The organism is Bacteroidota bacterium, assembly GCA_013360915.1.
GTDB lineage: Bacteria > Bacteroidota > JABWAT01 > JABWAT01 > JABWAT01 > JABWAT01.
This window is the reverse complement of the sequence record JABWAT010000039.1, coordinates 1-3264: the sequence shown is the minus strand read 5'-3', so window position 1 is coordinate 3264 and position 3264 is coordinate 1. Positions and strand designations below refer to the sequence as shown.

The 3264-nt window shown below is 52.5% G+C and carries 2 protein-coding genes; both read right to left on the bottom strand.

Translation table 11 applies throughout. From position 1 onward, the window contains the following. The coding region (locus tag HUU10_15650; GenBank protein ID NUQ83037.1) for a starch-binding protein at positions 1-2726 on the bottom strand (2726 nt) is incomplete at its 3' end. Between the two features lie 123 nt (positions 2727-2849). Beyond that, on the bottom strand, positions 2850-3264 hold a 415-nt coding region (locus tag HUU10_15645), incomplete at its 5' end, for a T9SS type A sorting domain-containing protein (protein ID NUQ83036.1).

The following is a 3264-nucleotide window of genomic DNA, read 5'->3' as shown; positions in this document are numbered from 1 at the left end:
CTGGTCTGGCTGGCCGGATTGACGGTCAGAACCGGTGGGTTGTTATCCGGATTCGAGGTATACCATGCACCGTCTTTATACCATCCATCAGAAGAACGGGTCAGATCGGCCGTTTTGTTGCTGGTGTTGGCTGCATCAACAAAAAGAAGGCTGGTCGATGTGGTGCTGCTGAAGGTGTACTTGTACCAGCTGTTGGCTTCGGCTGTCATGGCAACGCCCGGCCAGGTGCTGGCGGTTCCGCCGGGAAGCTTATCCCAGAAGTGAACGTTCACATTGGTTCCCCAGGTGGTCGGCTTCTTGAACCGGACCGTGAAGGATCCTGCCGTGGTGATCGTGTAGGTCTGGCTGGCCTCGCCGGATGCCTGATTAATGTTATCCCAGGCTTTGGCTTTTACCGTGGTGTTTGCGGTTACAGTCAGCGGTCCGGTGTAAAGCGGACTGGAGGTGGTGACAGCCGTTCCGTTGGTGGTGTACCGGATGGTCGGCGTTGTGGTTTTATCATCGGTGGCCGAGATCGTAACCGTTACGCTGTTTGCATACGTTCCGCCAGCCGGAGAGATGGAAACAGTGGGCGGATTATCAACGGTGACCGGGTTGACAGTGACATGCCAATCCTGACTGTTGTTGTTATCCCAGGTACCGGCTCCATTGTTGAATACACAATCAAAAACGGTGGTGGCTGCTGTGGGTACGGTGATGGTGGTTTTCCATGAGCCGTCGGTTTGTTTGGTCATGGCGGTGGTGGTTACCCCTTTCCATCCATCATATCCCCAGTATAGATTCACGACGCTGCTGTTATTCAGGGTGCCGTTGTAGGTAACGGTGAGTGCCTGACCTGCAGTGGCGGTTGTCGGATTGAAAGTAACCGAGGTGGTTCCGCCGCCACCGCCGCCGCCGCCGTTCGATGACGATTGGAAGAATCCTGCCCCGAGGGCACCGACCAGTCCAGGTCCGTTATACACATAGATACCGGCCGAAGCTGGGGAGACGGTGAAGGAGAGGGTTCCGTTGGTAACGTTGACCGATGCACCGGTTACGGCATCACGATAGGTTCCGTTGTATTTCAGACCCGAGAAGTTAAAGGTGACCTGACCGTCTTTGGCCAGACCAACTGCCACATAACTGCTGCCCGATTCACGAACGTAGCCAACTCCATTTCCATGATCGCCACCAGCCCAGTACCATGAGCCGGTTTGTAAGGCAGGAACGGCCTTGCGGATGGCGTTCAGTTTTTTCATGTGCTGGTAAATTTTATGATTGGGTGCGTTGGCAAATTCGGGTCCGAAATACGCCCGACCGGTCAGATCAAGGGATTTTTCAATATCAGCCGATTCGTGAATGTCGGCATAGGCTCCCCGCTTAAACTGAACTTCGGTTCCGTAGTAGAACGTGGGAATACCGCGCCAGGTGAACATAAAATTCATAGCGGCGGCCAGGTTCTCTGGGGTTCCGCCATACCGGCGGTTCCAGTCATTGTTGGGACCAAAATCATGGTTATCCAGCCAGGTGACCAGGGTGGATGGATCGGAATACAGGTGATCGTAACGGGCTGCATCTTTTACAGAAGAAAAACTGCCGCCATACTCGAACACATTATGGAAAGTGGCCTGTGCATAAAAGTCAATGACTGCCATGCCCGAGTTAGCCGAGCTTCCCACGTTCCCACGCCAGGTGTACCAGTGTGGATTGATTTCTTGCACGTTGTGCAATTCATGACGTTTCTGGGCCACTTCGCCAAACAGGAACAGGTTCGGATTGATGGCTTTGAACTGATCGATGAAGTATTGAATGGTATTGCGGTTCTGATGTTTAATGGTATCCCAGCGGAAGGCATCAACGCCCATCTGAATAAAGGTCTTGTAGGCATTGACCATGTACTGGCGAACCTGCGGACTTTCGGTGTTCAGATCGGGGCAATCACCTGCCAGCGCACGCTGATACAGGTTGGTGGTATCATCCCATCCCTGAGCAAATCCGTTGCCCGATTTGTGGAACCAGTTACCGTCAACGGTGTTTACAAAAGATTCGGTCGATGGCCAGTTATAGGCGGCCAGATTGGAATTGTAAGGGGCGGGCATTTTGGCAAGGTTGGCACGGCTCCAGATTTTTCCGTCAGCCGGATTCGGAGTCAGACCATCATATTGCCAGTTCGGATTGTCCTGCAGAGGAAGTCCATTGCTTCCTTTGCCCCATGGCTGGGTCGGGTCGGTGTTGTATTTGATTTCGGCCACACCCTTGATTCCGAAGCGTCCCGAGTGATTGGTGACGATATCGAGAACGATTTTCATTCCCTTTGCATGAACCGCATTGATCAGGTCCTGGAAAGTGGCACCGGGAGATTCCAGACGGGGATCCACCTTGGTGAAATCCCAGGCATGATAGCCGTGATAATCGAGCGGACCACGGTTCTGAACCACCGGGGTGATCCAGATGGCGGTAAAGCCCATGTCCTTGATGTAATCCAGTTTCTGAATCAATCCTTTGAAATCGCCACGCCAGGTCACATCATTCGGATCTGAAATAAGGCGATTCGGATTGGATGGATCATACGAGCACCACTCATTCGGGCGGTTGTTCGAGGCATCTCCATCGAAAAAGCGGGTCGTGATAAGAAAGTAGATCGTTTCCTTGCGGAAATCGACGGTTTGAGCAACGGCAGACAGCGAGGATATGGCAAGTATGCACACAACCATGGCCATCCGTAAGGGGTGTAGCCAACGAGACATAGGGTAAATCCTTCCACAGATTTGTTTGAGATTGCGATCGGACGAGAGGCAGGAACCGAAAGCGGTTCCATCAAAAGAGAAAAAAAACCTGACTGCCGGACTTGCCGGCAGTCAGGAAGAAGATTACTTCATGAGGGTCATTTTCTTGATGGATTGGAAGTTTTCACTTTCCAACCTGTAGAAATACACACCAGAGGTCAGTCCGGTGGCATCAAAGGTGAAGGTGTGCCATCCATCGGAAAGCGTTCCGTTTGTCAGCGTTCTCACTTCGTGGCCCAGCACGTCATAAACCGTCAGTTTTACATCGCCTGTTGCCGGCATGTAGAACCGGATCGAGGTAGATGGGTTGAACGGATTCGGATAGTTTTGGGTCAGCATGATGGTTTCTGGTGTTTCAGAACCAGTGGAAAGTTCATCTTTACCAGCCGGTTGACTCGAATACCAGGTACCGCTCTTGTACCATCCTTCATTGGTACGGCTCAGGTTGGCAGTCTGGCTGGCGCCGTTGTTCGAGAAGATGATGCTGGCGGTGTTGGTG